Origin of the sequence: Candidatus Defluviibacterium haderslevense (genome assembly GCA_016712225.1) — a bacterium.
Classification (GTDB): domain Bacteria; phylum Bacteroidota; class Bacteroidia; order Chitinophagales; family Saprospiraceae; genus Vicinibacter; species Vicinibacter haderslevensis.
On sequence record JADJRL010000003.1, the window covers coordinates 3,815,985 to 3,831,925 of the forward strand.

Here is a 15,941-nt window from a genome sequence, read left to right on the forward strand (position 1 = left end):
TTAGTAACTCCATTTTTTTTAACTCCATTACGAATTATCTAATCCTTTTCCAGAGCTGTATGCATGTTTAATAGATTATGAAATTGGATTCCATGATTAAAGACAAAAGATCATATTTCCCGAGTTCGAAGCAGGTGATTAACGATTAGCGCTCTTTGATTGAAAAGTATTTTGTGCATTGTAAAAGTTCTTCCATTAAATAGAATGTTCTTTTAGTTATATGTTTTTCTATTCCAAGTAACAATGACTTTATTTATGATTATTCTCTCATTTTTATAACTACACAGAGAAGTCGTTTTTTATTTTCTATCTGACAAATTTCTTGTAACTCATGACATCAATGAAAAATGGGTTATAACTTTTTATACAACTAACAAGGCTTATATCCAATTAATATTTATGATTAGAGAATAATTGAATGCTGGAAAATGGCCTATTACATAGTAAAAATTCTTAATGTATATTTAAAAATTTGACTTATCTTTGTAACTATTAATTTATAAGTAGCAGTATATGAAACATTTAATAGTGATTTTTGGCTTGTTGGTTGTTATACAACTGCGTTCAGATGCGCAAGTAACATCATTGAAACAAGGTGTGTTTGCTAGAAAAACATTTATTGATTACAATACTTTTAGAGAAGGGGACTTTGCTGGTTTTAAAAGTTATAGAGATGGTTTTGAAATTGGTTATATTAGAAACTTTGGAACTAAACTATCTTTATTGACACCAATTGGAATAAGTGTTTATCAGGATAGTACCATTAATGCATTAAAATTTCCATTATTTTCATTTGGAGGGCAGGTTCATTATCACTTGTTTAAAGGGCCCAAATGGATTAACCCTTATGTAATTGCTGGAATTCAAGTTTTGTTGCCAAAAGACAAAGAAATTGCATTACAAGTTCCAATGGGACTTGGAGTAAACTTTATGGTACATCCACAAGTCTATATGAATTGGCAATCCGATTATAGACTGCCGGTGATTAATTGGGAAAATCATTTTCAACATAGCGTTGGATTTATTTACATGTTTGGAAATATAAAGGGTCAAGCACCAAAAATTGAAAAAGAAATCATGGATTCTGATGGGGACGGTATTACAGATGATCTAGATTTATGTCCAAGTATAGCTGGTTTGGCAATATTTTCTGGTTGCCCTGATACGGATAAGGATGGAATTTCGGACCTTGAAGATGAATGTCCTGAAATTTTTGGTTTAAAGTTATTTAACGGGTGCCCAGATACGGATGAAGATAATGTTCCCGATAATAAAGATGAATGTCCTAATTTAAAAGGTCTAGTTTCTAATAAGGGTTGCCCTGAATCTGATAGAGATGGAGACGGGATACCAGACAAAGAAGATCATTGTCCAGATAAAGCTGGATTAACCAATTTAAATGGATGTCCTGATAGTGATGGAGATGGCGTTTCTGATAAAGACGATAGATGCCCTGATGTTCCAGGTTTAAAAGCTAAAGGGGGCTGTCCGGAAACAAAGAAAGATGCTGACAATGACGGAATTATTGATGAGCAAGATGAGTGTCCATTTACAGCTGGTTTATCACAATTTAAAGGTTGTCCTGATACAGATGGGGATGGTGTTCAAGATAAACTAGATGATTGTCCGAATGCTGCGGGCCCTAAGTCGAATAAAGGCTGTCCAGTCATTGAAAAAAAGGATAAAGAAGTATTAGATTTTGCAATGAGAGCCGTCCAGTTTGACTTGGGAAGGTCTACGCTGAAGGAAGAATCTTTTAAAATTTTAGACAAGATCACAATAATATTAAAGAAATATCCTGACTACAATTTAGCAATTGGAGGTCATACGGATAATACAGGAAGTGCACCGTTTAACCTCGAATTATCCGAAAAAAGGGCAAAGGTATGTTATGAATACATTATATCTAAAGGTATGTTGGCGAATAGATTAAGTTACACCGGATATGGTGCAACTCAACCCATAGCAGATAATAAAACTGAAAATGGGCGTTTTCTAAATCGGAGAACAGAGTTTAATTTAATACCAAGATAAATAATAGTGAATTGAGAAAAAGGAATCCAATACGAATTGGATTCCTTTTTTTTTGGGTGTTAGTTTCTATATTTGCACTAAATTTTAGAAAACAGGAAATAAAAATAGAATGGCAAATACTTCAGATATTAGAAATGGAATGTGCATGGATTATAATAATGATATTTTTGTCATTGTTGAATTTCAACATGTAAAACCTGGAAAGGGGAACGCTTTTGTTAGAACTAGGTTAAAAAGTATGACATCTGGAAAGGTAATTGAGAATACTTTTGTTGCTGGACATACCATTAATGAAGTTCGTGTGGAAAGACGAAAAGTTCAATATCTTTACAAAGATGATGCTGGGTATAACTTTATGAATACAGAAAATTTCGAGCAAGAATCCATTAATGAAAGTCTGATCGAAAATCCAGAGTTTTTAAAAGAAGGGATGGAAATTGAAGTCTTATATCATGCAGCCAAAAATTTACCTTTAATGGCTGAATTACCACAACATATGGTAGTTGAGGTGACCTATACTGAGCCGGGTGCTAAAGGAAATACGGCAACTAATGCATTAAAATTAGCCACAATTGAAACAGGTGCAGAAATTAAAGTACCTTTATTTATTGAACAGGGTGAATTAATCAAAGTTGATACAAGAACAAGAGAGTATATTGAACGCGTAAAAAAATAGGCCAATGAACTTTAAAGAGATCCAAGAACTCATTCGGATGATCAGTAAATCTGATCTTGCATCATTCAAAGTAAAGAATGGAGATTTCGAATTAAATATTAAAACAGGCAAAGCGGTGCAACATGTTGAGATGAAAGTCCCAAATTACGGACATCCCTTGCCACCGCCTCCTATACAAGCACCTGTAGTTCAAAAAAATCAATCTTTTGAAGAGCCACAAGCTGCTGTTGTGTCAGTAGATACTGCAAAAAAACTATTGGAAATTAGATCTCCAATGGTTGGGACATTCTACAGATCTTCAGGTCCAGATAAAGGGCCTTATGTTAAAATTGGAGATCAGGTTTCTTCTGGTAATCCAGTATGCATTATAGAAGCTATGAAATTATTTAATGAGATTGAAAGTGAAATTTCTGGTACTATCGTTAAAATAATGGTTGAAGATGCTTCGCCTGTGGAATATGACCAAGTATTATTTTTAGTTGAGCCATAGTCTAATCAATAAAATACCAATTTCGAATGTTCCAAAAAATATTGATTGCCAATCGAGGTGAAATTGCATTACGCATCATTCGTACCTGCAAGGAAATGGGAATAAAAACTGTAGCTATTTATTCTACAGCTGATAGAGAGAGCTTACATGTTAGATTTGCTGATGAGGCGGTTTGTATAGGTCCTCCGGCATCTTCATTATCCTATTTAAGTATTCCAAGAATTATGGCTGCATTGGAAATAACCAATGCTGATGCGGTGCATCCAGGTTATGGGTTTTTAGCGGAAAATGCAGAATTTGCAGAAATTTGTACACAATATGGTATAAAGTTTATTGGCCCAACACCAGACCAAATTCGGAGTATGGGTGATAAGGTTACAGCTAAAGAGACTATGATCAAAGCAGGTGTACCGGTAGTTCCCGGATCTGATGGTTTATTAAAAGATATTAAACAAGGTAAGAAAATAGCATCTGATATTGGATATCCTGTTATTCTAAAAGCAACCGCCGGTGGTGGTGGTAAGGGGATGAGAATTGTTTCAAAGGAGGAGGATTTCGAAGACATGTGGAATAATGCACGTCAAGAGGCAAAAGCAGCTTTTGGGAATGATGGGATGTATATGGAGAAGTATATTGAGGAACCTAGACATATTGAATTTCAATTAGTGGGTGACCAGTTTGGTAAAGTCGCCCATTTATCTGAAAGAGATTGTTCCATTCAAAGGAGACATCAAAAACTTGTAGAAGAGAGTCCCTCGCCATTCATGACTCCTGAATTGAGAGAAAAAATGGGAGCAGCAGCAATTAAGGCTGGGACTTCTATCAATTATGAAGGAGTGGGAACTGTAGAATTTTTAGTGGATAAATATCGTAATTTTTATTTCATGGAAATGAATACAAGAATTCAGGTTGAACATCCGGTAACAGAAGAAGTTATAGACCACGATTTAATAAAGGAACAAATTAAAGTTGCAGCAGGTATTCCAATTTCTGGAAAAAATTATGTTCCTACCATGCATGCCATAGAAGTGAGAATTAATGCCGAAGATCCTTATAATGATTTCAGACCAAGTCCAGGAAAAATAACAACTTTGCATACATCAAAAGGTCATGGAGTTCGTGTAGATACACATGTATATTCAGGATACACGGTTCCGCCTTATTATGATTCAATGATTGCTAAATTAATTTGTAAAGCACAGACACGTGAGGAATGTATTACTAAAATGGAACGTGCATTAGATGAATTTATCATTGAGGGAATAAAAACAACCCTGCCGTTTCACAAGCAATTGATGCGCAATGAAGCTTTTAGAAGGGGCGATTTTCACACTGGATTTTTGAATACTTTTAAACTAGAACCAGAAAGTTAATTCTGGGAACGTGAATTGAAATCATTAATTTTAGGTAACACAAATTGTATATGAATTAATTTATGAAGCAATTTTTGTTATACGTAACTCAACTAAAGCAATATAGAACAAATGTAATTTTACATTTTGTTTGTTATATTTTTACAGCACTTTTTACAATTATTTCAATTCCTGCGATTATTCCATTGTTTGAAATGCTATTTCAACAAGAATACAAAGTCGTCGAAAAGCCTTTGAATGTTAATGGTATAAGTGGTATGATAGACGAACTAAAATATCATTTTAGTTCATGGATAGCAGGTCAAGATAAATCTACTGCTGTTATGTGGATTTGTGTGGGAATTGCTGCTGTATTTTTTTTTAAAAATGTTTTCAGATATTTTGCGATATACTTTATGACTCCTGTCAGAGCTTCATTAGTTCGTGATACGAGAAGCAAGTTATTTGCAAAAATGATTGATCTTCCAATGTCTTATTTTTCAGATGAACGTAAAGGAGATTTAATTGCAAGAATGACAGCGGATGTACATGAAGTAGAATGGACTTTATTATCTACATTGGAGTCGTGGGTAAAAGATCCTTTGATTATCGTAGGTAGCATTAGTTTTATGTTATACACGAGTCCATCTTTGACTTTATTTGTCGTGTTATTATTAATTGGGACTTCATTTGTAATAGGTGGAATTTCCAGAACTTTAAAAAAGAAATCATTAAATGCCCAAGAAGAATTTGGTGATCTAATATCATTGCAAGAAGAAAGTCTTGGTGGGCTAAGAGTGGTAAAAGTTTTTGGAGCAGAATCATATATCAAAGATCGATTTAATGCAATACTGGAGAAATATAGAAAATTACTGATAGAAATTAATCGTCGAAGGGAATTGGCACCACCAATGTCTGAATTCTTAGGGATTGTGATCGTTTGCATACTTTTAGCATATGGGGCCAGTTTGGTGTTTTCATCACAGATTCAAGCTTCAACATTTCTTGCATTCCTTTATGCTTTTTTCAATGTTATCGAACCTTCTAAAGGAATTTCAGCCTCCTATTTCAATGTTCAAAAAGGTGTTGCTGCACTTGATCGGATCAATGAAGTGTTGAACATGAAAGTTAGTATTTATGACAAACCGAATGCAATAAGCAAGGTAAGTTTTGATAATCAAATTGAATTTAAAGGAGTTTCATTTCAATATGCTAATTCGAATATAAAGGTTTTAGATGATATCCATTTTAGTTTGAAGAAAGGTGAGAAAATTGCAATTGTAGGTTCGTCAGGTTCAGGTAAATCAACTCTAGTAGATTTGTTAGCTCGATTTTATGATGTTTCAAAAGGATCAATTACAATTGATGGAGTCGATATAAAAGATATAAAAATCAGTGATCTTAGATCGTTGATGGGTATGGTTACCCAAGAGCCCATATTATTTAATGACAGTATCAGAAGAAATATTGAATTCGGGTCTAAAACATATTCAGACGAAATGATTTGGACTATATTGGATACAGCTTATGCTTCTGATTTTGTACGTGAAGGGAACAGAGGATTGGATTATAATATTGGTGATAGAGGCTCCAAATTGAGTGGTGGTCAAAGACAACGATTAACCTTGGCACGTGCTATCTTAAGAAATCCTGCCATTTTAATTTTGGATGAAGCTACTTCAGCACTTGATTCTGCATCTGAAATGATAGTCCAAGAGGCGATGGAACATGTTTTAGAAAACCGTACAGCTATTATTATTGCTCACAGATTATCTACTATTAAAAAAGTAGATAAAATTATAGTTATTCAGGATGGAAGAATTGTTGAGCAAGGCACTCATGATGAATTAATTAATAAACAAGGAGAATACTTTAACTTTGTATCTTTACAATCTATTAATCATTAAAATGTAATTTTAATTATGAATAAAATCTACCTATTTTTTATTTTATTTTCTTTTTCAGTTCAAGCCCAAAACACAGTGACCAATAGGGTATTACCTGTAGTGGGTGATTCATTTGCATATGCGATTGACACATTCATTGAGAATACCAACATGAGTCCCGGCGGTGTAAATCAAACATGGGATTTTACAAATGTACAATCCAATGGACGAAGATCGGAAGTGTACAGAAATGTCAACACTAGTACGGGTGCGTCTGATTTTCCAACTGCAAACGCCTATATACGTCAAGGTCAACGAGAAGTTTTTTTAAAGATTTCATTAGACAGGGTAGAGGAATTGGGTTATAATCTGCAATTAGGCGGTCCTTTTCCTATAGGTGGTTCTTCAGCATATTCTAAACCAGCCATTCTTTTAAAAACTCCTTTAAATTTTTTGGACGTATCTACATACAAAACTGATGCAGTTATTACTTTGCCAGCTGACTTTATTCCAGATTCATTATTAATGGGTTTGCCAGTCGATTCTATTAGAATCAAAACAACTACCACAGTAAATGTATTAGTGGATGGCACAGGGACATTGAACCTACCAGCCAAGTCGTGGAATGTATTGCGAGAAAAGTTGACAACCTCAACAAAAACAACTATTGAAGCTAAGGTATTTACTTGGATTGATATTACACAATTGATAGGAAACCAATTAGGTGATTTTGTCCAAAATACAAATACTATTTCTTATGGATTTAGAAGCAATGATGCGAAGGGATACATAGCCATAGCATCGGTTGACTCAACTAACAAGATTTCCCAAATCCAATATAAGCCAAATGACCTTGGTGTAAAGTCTAAGGATGTCAATGATATCAGTCATCAAATACAAATTCTTGCTAATCCGGTAAATAACATTTTGAGTTTACAAACCATTGAGATATGGGAAGGAAACTATTCTATATTACTTTATAATGAGTCAGGACAATTAGTGAAGTCAATTACAAAAGCTCTAAATAGTAACCAATCCATTCAATTACCAGTTCATGAATTGGGAGCTGGGATATATAATATCATTATTGTTGATCCAAGCAAAAGGATAATAACCAACGAAAGGTTTATTAAGAATTAGTTTGACCAAATGGGCAAATTGAAAAGTGCGAAATATTAATATTTCGCACTTTTTTTATAAAAATTAATATTATAAATATCTATATATATAATAATATGTATATCTTTACATATTAATAAATAGAATATACGATAATATGAATAGCGTTGTAACACAAAGATTTATGCAATGCTTTACTAGTTTAATTGATAGTAAGCGAGTTAGATCAGCTAGGCAATTTGCTAATTCTCTGGATTATTTGGCCCAATCTTTTAATCAAATTGTTCAACAAAAAAGAGAAGTGGGAATAGACCTCATCCAAAAAGCCATAGCGGAATATCATATTAATCCTGGTTTTTTATTTACTGGAAACGGTCCAATGTTTTTAATACAAAATCAAATGGCAGATTCCAATATATTGACTATTGTTACAGATGTCGAGCAGGTGGAACAGATTGTTCATGTGCCTGTTTCTGCACAAGCTGGGTATTGTTCTGGTTTTAGTGATCCTGTTTTTGTAAGCCAGTTGCCTTATTATTCATTGCCTAACCTTAAGTTTAAAACGGATGGTACCATGCGGTCATTCGATATTTCAGGTGAGAGTATGATGCCTGTAATTAATCCCAACGATATGGTCATCAGTAGTTATTTACATCAATGTTTATGGGAATCCCATTTGAAAGAAAATAACATTTATGTAATCGTTACAACACATGATGTGGTTGTTAAACGAATAAGCAATAAATTGAGAACAGAAAGAATGTTACTATTACATTCAGATAATGCAGAATTTTTGTCTTATGCAGTAAGGGTAGCAGATATTAAAGAAATATGGCAAGTTAGAGCCAAGGTGTCTACATCTTTAGACCCGGTTAATCATAAATCAAGTAGCTTGCCAGATGAGTTTGAACAGTTAAAAGAAATAGTCAACAAACAATCTGTTTTACTTGAGGAATTCCTTGAAAAAGTCAAGCATAATTAGGGCTTTTCATTTTTCTGAATTTTAATAAATTGAATAAATCTTAAACTAAATTACGCTAAGCGTTGTAGCTTAGGTATTTTTGCACTTTAAACAGGAAAAGAATACATGCAAAATATAAGGAACTTTTGTGTAATAGCACATATCGATCATGGTAAAAGTACTTTGTCTGATCGATTATTGGAATTTACAAAAACCATAGCTGAAAGAGATATGCAAAGTCAAGCTTTAGATGATATGGATTTGGAGCGGGAACGGGGAATTACGATAAAGGCTCATGCTATTCAACTAAGATATAATGCACCTGACGGTCAAAAATACATATTTAATTTAATTGATACTCCCGGCCATGTCGATTTTTCATATGAAGTTAGCCGTTCTATTGCAGCTTGTGAAGGTGCTCTTTTGCTTGTCGATGCCACACAAGGCATTCAAGCTCAAACCATATCTAATTTGTATTTAGCTATAGATCACAATTTGGAAATCATACCTATTTTAAATAAAATAGATATGGATAATGCCATGATCGATGAAGTATCGGATCAAATTATCGATCTAATAGGATGTGACAGACAAGATATTATATTGGCTAGTGGCAAAACCGGACAAGGCGTTCAAAATATTATGGATGCCATCGTTAGTAAAATCCCGCCACCTAAAGGTGATCCGGATGCCCCACTGCAGGCATTAGTATTTGATTCAGTATTTAATTCATTCAGAGGTATTATTGTTTATTTTAGAATATTAAATGGTAAGCTTAAGAAAGGAGATAAAATTAGATTCTTTAATACAGGTAAAGAATATACTGCAGAAGAGGTTGGGTATTTACAAATGACTTTAATTCCTCAGCCATTGGCCCAATGTGGTGATGTTGGATACCTAATTACTGGAATTAAAGATGCTAAAGAAGTTAAAGTAGGAGATACTGTTACACTTGCATCTGCTCCATGTGCAGAAGCAATACATGGTTTTGAAGATGTGAAACCTATGGTATTTGCGGGTATTTACCCGATAGAAAATGAGCATTTTGAAGATCTAAGGGATAGTTTAGAGAAATTGCAATTAAACGACTCTTCTTTGGTTTATGAACCAGAGACATCTATAGCTTTGGGTTTTGGGTTTAGATGTGGATTTTTAGGTATGCTCCATTTAGAAATTATTCAAGAGCGATTATCAAGAGAATTCAATCAAGAGGTAATTACTACTATTCCAAACGTGTCTTACATTGCTAAAACCACAGCTGGAGTAGTTTTAAAAATAAATACGCCAAACGATTTGCCAGAACCTAATCTTTTAGAATATGTCGAAGAACCTTACATCAAGGCTCAAATTATTACAAAGCCTGATTATATAGGAACGATAATCAAGTTATGTATGGATAAAAGAGGGGTACTAACTAAACAACATTATCTAACTACAGAACGTGTTGAATTAAGTTTTGAAATGCCACTGGCTGAAATCGTTTTTGATTTTTATGATCGATTAAAATCAACCACAAAAGGATATGCATCTTTTGATTATCATCCGATCGATTACCGCAAATCTGATTTAATAAAATTAGATGTTAAATTGAATGGAGATAATGTGGACGCTCTAACATCATTGGTGCATCGTTCTAAGGCGGATGCCGTGGGACGCAAAATGTGTAAGAAGTTAAAAGAACTATTACCTCCACATCAATTTGTAATTGCTATTCAAGCAGCAATTGGAGCTAAAATTATTTCCCGTGAAACTATTTCTGCACTTAGAAAAGACGTGACTGCTAAATGTTATGGTGGAGATATTTCTAGAAAAAGAAAGTTATTGGAGAAACAGAAAGAAGGCAAGAAAAAGATGCGTCAAATTGGTTCCGTTGAGGTGCCCCAAAAAGCATTTTTGGAGGTTCTTAAATTGGATGATTAAAAAAGCGAACTTCATTAAATCGGATTTATTTTTTCTTAAATTAAATCATGTTACACACAAACCATATATCTAAGTTAATTGCACAAATAGTTAATGAACAATTTTCTATTGAACTTCAAGTTCAAGATATTCATTTAACGCCATGCAAAAAAGAGTTTGAAGGAGATTTTACATTTGTTCTATTTCCACTAATAAAAAAAACAGGATCAAAACCTGAGGAATTAGGTGAAATCATTGGAGCCGGATTGATTCAGAAAAAGGTCATATCATCATATAATATCATTAAGGGATTTTTTAATTTTTCTCTTCCCAATGAATTTTGGATAGATGTTATGTCCAATTTGGGAGCACAAACCATTTCTAATCAAATTAAAGTAAAGGAAACAGAAAAATACTTAATTGAATATTGTTCTCCAAATACAAATAAGCCGTTGCATTTAGGTCACATTAGGAACATCTTATTGGGGTGGTCAGTTTATAAAATATTGAATGCAATAGGTCATCATGTAAATACTACGCAGATTGTAAATGATCGGGGAATTGCTATCTGTAAAAGTATGTTGGCCTGGTCAACATTTGCTAATGGGGCAACACCAGAATCAACACATATAAAAAGCGATCACTTTGTTGGGGATTATTATGTTTTATTCGAGACAAAATTTAAAGCGGAATATCAAAATTGGCAAGCAACAGATACGGCAATTACTATTTATGACAGCAAAAAGAAAGTAGATGAATCTAAAGTAGATTTTTTTGTTAGATTTAAAAACGAATATTTTAATACGTATAGTTCCTTAGGAAGTGCTGCCAAAAAATTATTAATTGGTTGGGAAGCCAATGATCATGATGTCATTCAATTATGGAATAAAATGAACCAATGGGTTTATAAGGGATTTGAAGAGACTTTTAAAAAATTAAATATTTCATTTGATAGTTATTATTATGAATCGCAAACCTATCTATTAGGGAAAGATATCTTGCAATTAGGACTAAACAAAAACGTTTTTTATAAAGAAGATGATCATTCAATTTGGGTAGATCTTTCAGATCGAGGTCTTGACAAAAAGCTATTATTGAGGGCTGATGGAACTTCAGTTTATATTACTCAAGACCTAGGTACCGCTGCGTTAAGGCATGAGGCATATCATGCTGATCACTATTTGCATGTTGTTGCTGATGAGCAGGACTATCATTTTAAAGCACTTTTTGAGACCTTAAAAAAACTTGAAGTTCCATATGCATCAGGGATGTATCATTTGTCTTATGGAATGGTGGACTTGCCAACAGGTAAAATGAAATCCCGCGAAGGAACTGTAGTTGATGCTGATGATCTCATTGATGAAGTTATTCTTGAAGCAAGTCAATCAGCAGAAGAAAGGGGAGAGCTTGTGGATTTATCAAAGGAGGAATTAAATCAATTGATTTCTAAAATTGGAATGGCGGCACTCAAATATTTTATTCTTAAAGTGCATCCTAAGAAGAGAATGATTTTTGATCCAAAAGAATCCGTAGATATGCAAGGTCATACGGGTCCTTATATTGTTAATGCATTTGTTAGGATTAAATCCATATTAAGAAAGTCCGGGGCAGTTCCTGTACTTCAGATACCTGATGAAATTAATACTTCCGAGAAGGATTTGTTGATTTTATGTATGAGTTATCCGGATATACTACAAGAGTCAGCTAGGCAATTTGATCCATCACACTTAGCTAATTTTCTCTACACCTTAGCAAAAGATTTTCACCGATATTATCATGATTATCGCATACTAAAAGCTGAAAGTCAAAATTTAATCGTTTGGCGTTTAGCTTTATGTGAATTAATAAGTAAATATTTAGAACATGGTATGTTGTGTTTAGGAATAGAAATGCCTGAACGTATGTAAACTAAAAATTATTCCAATGTCAGAAGAAGTAATTAAACATTTAAATTTCATCGAAGAAATAGTAGAAGAGGATATCAAAAATGGCAAGCACAGTGGTAGGATTTTAACAAGATTTCCACCTGAACCAAATGGTTACTTGCATATAGGACATGCAAAATCCATTTGTTTGAATTTTGGTTTGGCTCAAAAATATAATGGGAAGACCAATTTGCGCTTTGATGATACCAATCCAGTTACAGAAGAAATTGAATACATTGATTCCATTAAATATGACATTAAATGGTTGGGATTTGATTGGGAATCAAGAGAGTACTATGCCTCAGATTATTTTCCTCAACTCTATGATTTTGCGATTCAATTGATAAAAGCAGGAAAAGCTTATGTTGATGATTCAAGTGCTGATGTGATCAGTCAAATGAAAGGCACACCAACCGAACCAGGAACTCTAAGTCCATTCCGTAGTCGTTCTGTAAGTGAAAATTTAGAATTGTTTGAGGGAATGAGAGGTGGAAAATTTAAAGAAGGAGAAAAAGTGTTGAGAGCTAAAATTGATATGTCGTCTCCAAATATGCACATGAGAGATCCTATCCTATATCGTATATTGTATACACCACATCACAGGACCGGAAATACATGGTGTATTTATCCAATGTATGATTTTGCGCATGGTCAAAGTGATGCAATTGAAGGAATAACCCATTCAATTTGTACATTGGAATTTGAAAATCACCGGCCATTGTATAATTGGTTTATTGAATCGCTTTCTATTTTTCCTTCACAACAAATTGAGTTTGCAAGATTAAATTTGGAGTATACTGTGATGAGTAAGCGTAAACTTATGCAACTTGTAAATGAGGGATTTGTGTCTGCTTGGGATGATCCAAGGATGTCAACGATTAGTGGGATGAGAAGGAGAGGATATACGGCTGAAGCTATCAGGAATTTTGCAATTGATGTTGGTGTCGCAAGAAGAGAACACGTCATTGAATTTTCAAGATTGGAAAATGTAATTCGTGAAGATTTGAATAAAAAGTCAAATCGTGTGATGGCTGTTTTGGATCCAATTAAAATTGTATTGTCGAATTACCCTAAGAATGAAATAGAATGGTTGGAATTAGAAATAAATCCGGAAAAACCTGAATTGGGTACTCGAAAGATCCCTTTTGGTGCCGAATTATACATTGAATCAGAGGATTTTATGGAGGTGCCCATTCCAAAATATTTTAGATTAAGTCCAGGGTCAATGGTTAGGTTGAAGTCAGCATATATTATTCGTTGTGATGAAGTTATCAAAAATTCTTCAGGTCAAATTGATTATTTAAAATGCTCTTATTTCCCGGAGAGTAAAAGTGGACATGATCAATCCGGATTAAAAGTTAAAACAACAATACACTGGGTTGAAGTTAGTCATTCCATTACTGCGAAGGTCAATCTTTATGATCGATTATTCACGGTACCCAATCCATTAAGTGAGGAAGGTGATTTTAAAGATTATATAAATCCAAATTCGTTAATCGTATTAGATCATGTACGAATGGAACCGGATATGAAATTTGCACAAAAAGAAGATCGCTATCAATTTATGAGAAAGGGATATTTTTGTTTAGACACCTCGTCTACTCCTGAACAACTCATATTTAATCGTACCATTTCTTTAAAAGATAGTTGGAGTAAAATTCAAGATAAAGCTTAACTTAGCTTTTAGAACTTTAATCCAAATCCAATGCGTCGAATTGATCAATTATTAAATCAATATGGCGAAAGCCATCAGAATCAAACCAATAAATGGATACATTGGTTTTGTGTGCCTATCATATTTTTTACATTATTAGGAATAGTCGGATTGATACCATATCCATTTTCATTCCTTGCATTAGATAACTGGTCTTACATAGTTATGATAATTGCTATAAGCTATTATTTTAGGCTTTCTATACCATTGGCCTTAGGATTTATTATTGTTGCAGGTGTGATGATTTATGGAAACTCGATATTAATTCAATATTGTGAATTTAAAGGTTGGAATTCTTTATTTATTTATTTAATTGTTTTTACACTTGCTTGGATTGGACAGTTTATTGGGCATCACATTGAAGGAAAAAAACCATCTTTTTTAAAAGATATTCAATTCTTGTTAATTGGTCCAGCCTGGTTACTGCATTTTATATATAAAAAATTAGGTATTCTTTATTGAGAAATATCTTTTACGTGAGAAGCATGGTTGCATGAGTAAAATTGGGTGAATGTTAAATAACCGTGTAAATGGGTTTAATTCAAGCAGAATTTAGCAATCTATATTTTAATCCATTTTTGTGTGATCGTTTGTTGGGGCGTTTTTATTTTAATTAAATAGGTGCCTGATGCTAAAGATGAAACATCAATTTTATTTTGATTCAATATTTTCAATTTAAAATTTCCTAGCAAGTCAAAAATATCAATTTCATTTTTATGATCAACTTGATTTAGAATATTGATTTCTGTGTGTGCAGGATTTGGAAAAATACTTAATGAATTGTTTAAGTTTTCATTTTTAGTATATGTTGTACTGCACATTACGGCATTTAATTTTTGCCATATTTGATTACAGAATATGGTAGGCACTTCACCAAGTGTGCTTGGAGTATTTCCCATTCGGACCAAGACGATGCCTTGAGATGGAGATATGCATACCAATTGTCCATTTTTTCCTATACCTGCATACATATCAGAGGGAGCATTTGGTGCATAAGAACCCTTGAATTTGGTTTGTAAAGTTGGAACCATGTAGGATGCTTTACCATTGAGCCACCAAAGATATCCGTACGAAAGATTAATATTTTGAGATGTGTTAACCATTTGATTCAGATATTCACTGTCATAAAGCAATGTATCATTGTTCCAAATGCATTTATTCTGAATTAATAGACCAAATCTTGCCATACTTCTAACTTTACTAAAAAACACATTATCAAAATCAATTGTATACCAAAGACCAGTCATTCCCGTTTTTGTCAAAAGTCTAGATTGGGTATAGGTATTAATATTTTGTTTGGTTGCATTTACTAGAACTTTTTCTAATAATGTATACGGTGCATTATGATATGCCCATCTGGAGCCCGCATCAGTTAAACATTGTAGGCAAGTATCCATTAAACAATGGTTGTCCGGTATGCCATCATCTAATCCTGTAGTCATTGTTAATTGATTTCGGATCTTAATTTTAGCTTCTTGTTCAGGGCTACATGTGGTCCATGATAATCCTTGAAATTTTGAAGACGGGTCATCTATAGATAAAAATTTTTCTTCCTGAGCTTTACCAACAAGAAATGAAGTAATAGTTTTACCTGCTGAAGCCCAATACCAAATGCTATCTTTTGTAAAAGATCCAAAATACTTTTCTAAAACAATTTTTCCATCTTTCAAGACTATAAATCCTTTTGTGTTTTCTCGCGATAGGAAACTATATAAAGGTTCAATTTCGTCGACACACCAACCAAGTGAGGTTGGCGATATCGTGTCCCAAAAGGCATTGTTGCTTATGGGTGGAAAATAGATCTTTTGGGCATAAACATATGATAAGGATGAAATGAGAAAGTATAGTATTGTTAATTTATTTTTCATTTAAGTAAATTTATCGC

The 15,941-nt window shown here is 33.4% G+C and carries 12 protein-coding genes; 11 read left to right on the forward strand and 1 reads right to left on the reverse strand.

Going from position 1 to position 15,941, the window contains the following annotated elements:
* Window positions 1-513: 513 nt before the first annotated feature.
* The 11 genes from IPK88_14960 (at window position 514) to IPK88_15010 (ending at window position 14,518) form a co-directional block, all read left to right on the forward strand.
* A complete protein-coding gene (locus IPK88_14960; protein MBK8244722.1) occupies window positions 514-2,034 on the forward strand; it encodes an OmpA family protein in 1,521 nt (506 codons plus the stop codon).
* 109 nt (window positions 2,035-2,143) lie between these two features.
* On the forward strand, window positions 2,144-2,710 hold the full coding sequence (efp, locus tag IPK88_14965; GenBank protein ID MBK8244723.1) for an elongation factor P: 567 nt from the start codon (window positions 2,144-2,146) through the stop codon (window positions 2,708-2,710).
* A gap of 4 nt (window positions 2,711-2,714) precedes the next feature.
* On the forward strand, window positions 2,715-3,200 hold the full coding sequence (accB, locus tag IPK88_14970; protein MBK8244724.1) for an acetyl-CoA carboxylase biotin carboxyl carrier protein: 486 nt from the start codon (window positions 2,715-2,717) through the stop codon (window positions 3,198-3,200).
* Window positions 3,201-3,226: 26 nt separating this feature from the next.
* Window positions 3,227-4,573 (forward strand): acetyl-CoA carboxylase biotin carboxylase subunit, encoded by a 1,347-nt coding sequence (gene accC / locus IPK88_14975; GenBank protein MBK8244725.1) that lies wholly within the window; start codon window positions 3,227-3,229, stop codon window positions 4,571-4,573.
* Window positions 4,574-4,635: 62 nt separating this feature from the next.
* The gene (locus IPK88_14980; protein ID MBK8244726.1) at window positions 4,636-6,459 is read left to right on the forward strand and encodes an ABC transporter ATP-binding protein; all 1,824 of its coding nucleotides are present in this window, start codon (window positions 4,636-4,638) and stop codon (window positions 6,457-6,459) included.
* Window positions 6,460-6,474: 15 nt separating this feature from the next.
* Complete coding sequence (locus tag IPK88_14985) at window positions 6,475-7,578, forward strand: T9SS type A sorting domain-containing protein (GenBank protein MBK8244727.1); 1,104 nt, start codon at window positions 6,475-6,477, stop codon at window positions 7,576-7,578.
* A gap of 136 nt (window positions 7,579-7,714) precedes the next feature.
* Window positions 7,715-8,539, forward strand: coding sequence for a helix-turn-helix transcriptional regulator (locus IPK88_14990; protein ID MBK8244728.1), 825 nt, complete (start codon window positions 7,715-7,717; stop codon window positions 8,537-8,539).
* 105 nt (window positions 8,540-8,644) lie between these two features.
* A complete protein-coding gene (gene lepA / locus IPK88_14995) occupies window positions 8,645-10,438 on the forward strand; it encodes an elongation factor 4 (protein MBK8244729.1) in 1,794 nt (597 codons plus the stop codon).
* 47 nt (window positions 10,439-10,485) lie between these two features.
* Window positions 10,486-12,324 (forward strand): arginine--tRNA ligase, encoded by a 1,839-nt coding sequence (locus IPK88_15000; GenBank protein MBK8244730.1) that lies wholly within the window; start codon window positions 10,486-10,488, stop codon window positions 12,322-12,324.
* 16 nt (window positions 12,325-12,340) lie between these two features.
* On the forward strand, window positions 12,341-14,017 hold the full coding sequence (locus tag IPK88_15005; protein MBK8244731.1) for a glutamine--tRNA ligase/YqeY domain fusion protein: 1,677 nt from the start codon (window positions 12,341-12,343) through the stop codon (window positions 14,015-14,017).
* A 30-nt stretch (window positions 14,018-14,047) separates the two neighbouring features.
* The gene (locus tag IPK88_15010; GenBank protein ID MBK8244732.1) at window positions 14,048-14,518 is read left to right on the forward strand and encodes a DUF962 domain-containing protein; all 471 of its coding nucleotides are present in this window, start codon (window positions 14,048-14,050) and stop codon (window positions 14,516-14,518) included.
* Between the two features lie 98 nt (window positions 14,519-14,616).
* Here the strand turns inward: IPK88_15010 and IPK88_15015 are convergent, their stop codons facing one another.
* Window positions 14,617-15,924, reverse strand: a complete 1,308-nt coding sequence (locus IPK88_15015) for a serine hydrolase (protein MBK8244733.1) — start codon at window positions 15,922-15,924, stop codon at window positions 14,617-14,619.
* Window positions 15,925-15,941 lie beyond the last annotated feature (17 nt).